The organism is Legionella tunisiensis (genome assembly GCF_000308315.1).
GTDB classification, from domain to species: domain Bacteria; phylum Pseudomonadota; class Gammaproteobacteria; order Legionellales; family Legionellaceae; genus Tatlockia; species Tatlockia tunisiensis.
Map to the genome: position 1 here is coordinate 1 of NZ_CALJ01000040.1, position 1,583 is coordinate 1,583.

A 1,583-nucleotide genomic window follows, 5' to 3' on the forward strand; every position below is an offset into this window, starting at 1 on the left:
CTCCCTTATTCTACCTTTGTATGCTACTCAATAACGTCCAAGCACCAGTAATTCTAATCATTATTTCTTTTTATTTCTGATTGGTTTTGTCGGGGAAAGAAAAGCGCCTTACTTAAGTAAATATCCTTTTCTAATAGTCTCTTTAATATTAGTAATCCAGCTATTAACACCTTTGACTAATTTTAGTGAAAAATTAATTAGCGTAAATAATTTATTTTTATTTTTGGTTTTATTAATACCAATTTGACGCAGGTTAGAGGGGGTTGGTCTATCGGTATTGAATATGTTTTTATTTTTGCTACCTTTTATTCTTTGCTTAACCAAAAATCAGCTCAAATATTTAACCATTCTTACTATATTTACCTTTTTTTTGGCGGTGAATTACCAGTTTAAATAATACCAATCTTTTTACTTATAACTCAACTGAACATACTCAGGAATTAGTAACCAATTGGCCTCTTTATACAAATCCAATCAATCACTTCTATTTCTTTATGGCGGGGATTCTGTTATTCATCTTATATGAGCGTTATCAAGCGCAATTACGTCAAAAACAGCAACTTCTTATCAAAATGATTTTTATTCTCCTCATTATTTACCTGGTGTTGGATAAAATTGTTGGAAATCCGAGTTATGGTTGTGGGCGCTTTTTTTATTCGCTTCTAACTCTAGCTATTATAAGCCTTACATCTTTTATTACGATAAAGAGCGCTTGGTTAAGGAAAAATTACTATTGTTAGGTGACATCAGCTACAGTGTTTATCTAATCCAATTTCCCGTCTATACCTGTGTTATCTATTTAACTAAGAAATTTACTTTGATCAATAAAACTGAAATTTTCTTCATTGCCTTACTAAGCTTGCTATTTATTTCATATTTTATTTACAAATGGTATGAGGTACCCAGCAAAAATTGGTTAGCTAATCTGGCTTTTTCTCCTCGGAAAAATAAATTTGTCCTTCCAGAAACAACCTAAATTTTTTGCCGGATAATGTTTCCTCTACTTTACTTTAATGCTGGCTCTTCATCGTTAGCAGTGCTTACATGGTAACGGCGACCACTTTGATACAACAAAGAAGCAAATACAGACATAGCAAAAAGGATAGAGGCAAGTGAGCTTAATTTACCATGGTAAGTCAGACTCACTAATGCTGTAGCTAATAGTCCCGAAATGCCGAGACTGGTTGATAAAACAGCCATGCGAGACCCCATAGGAGCATCAGACGATTCAATCGCCAAACGCTGCAAAGATGCTGAAGAAAGCCCAAAACCAAAGGCGAATAACATCGTTCCTCCAATTAAGCCAAATAGTCGGGTAGGATATATTAAAGAGGTAGCCATAGAAAAAGACCGCCGGCAAATAAATAAATAGGCCTAATTCAATCAACTGATTCAGTGCTACTTTATCTACCAGCGATTTTACTAATCGATTAGCAATCATATAAAAACCAAAAACTAACATTTGGAAAATTCCAAAATAGAGTGGTTTGTAGTGAAATTCACCGGTGACAAGAAAAGGTCCACAGACTAGCCAGCTCATAAAACCACAAAACATAAGGCAGTAAGGTAATAAATAATGCATA

General features: G+C 34.0%; 4 protein-coding genes. 1 reads left to right on the plus strand and 3 read right to left on the minus strand.

What is annotated here, in order from left to right:
- Nucleotides 1-108 precede the first annotated feature (108 nt).
- Complete coding sequence (locus BN58_RS02950; RefSeq protein WP_019215578.1) at nucleotides 109-324, minus strand: hypothetical protein; 216 nt, start codon at nucleotides 322-324, stop codon at nucleotides 109-111.
- 313 nt (nucleotides 325-637) lie between these two features.
- Here BN58_RS02950 and BN58_RS02955 point away from each other — a divergent pair, with 313 nt between their 5' ends.
- Nucleotides 638-976: an acyltransferase family protein gene (locus tag BN58_RS02955; RefSeq protein WP_019215579.1), complete on the plus strand. Its 339-nt coding sequence runs from the start codon at nucleotides 638-640 to the stop codon at nucleotides 974-976.
- Between the two features lie 29 nt (nucleotides 977-1,005).
- Here BN58_RS02955 and BN58_RS02960 read toward each other — a convergent pair whose 3' ends face one another.
- Both BN58_RS02960 and BN58_RS32560 read right to left on the minus strand, forming a co-directional pair.
- On the minus strand, nucleotides 1,006-1,287 hold the full coding sequence (locus tag BN58_RS02960; RefSeq protein ID WP_083852086.1) for a hypothetical protein: 282 nt from the start codon (nucleotides 1,285-1,287) through the stop codon (nucleotides 1,006-1,008).
- A partial coding sequence (locus BN58_RS32560; protein ID WP_040916078.1) for an MFS transporter occupies nucleotides 1,229-1,583 on the minus strand: 355 nt, incomplete at its 5' end. The genes BN58_RS02960 and BN58_RS32560, both read right to left, overlap by 59 nt.

Coding starts and splice junctions, on each gene's coding strand:
- BN58_RS02960 (WP_083852086.1), bottom strand. CDS start 1,287: ATGTTATTCGCCTTTGGTTTTGGGCTTTCTTCAGCATCTTTGCAGCGT.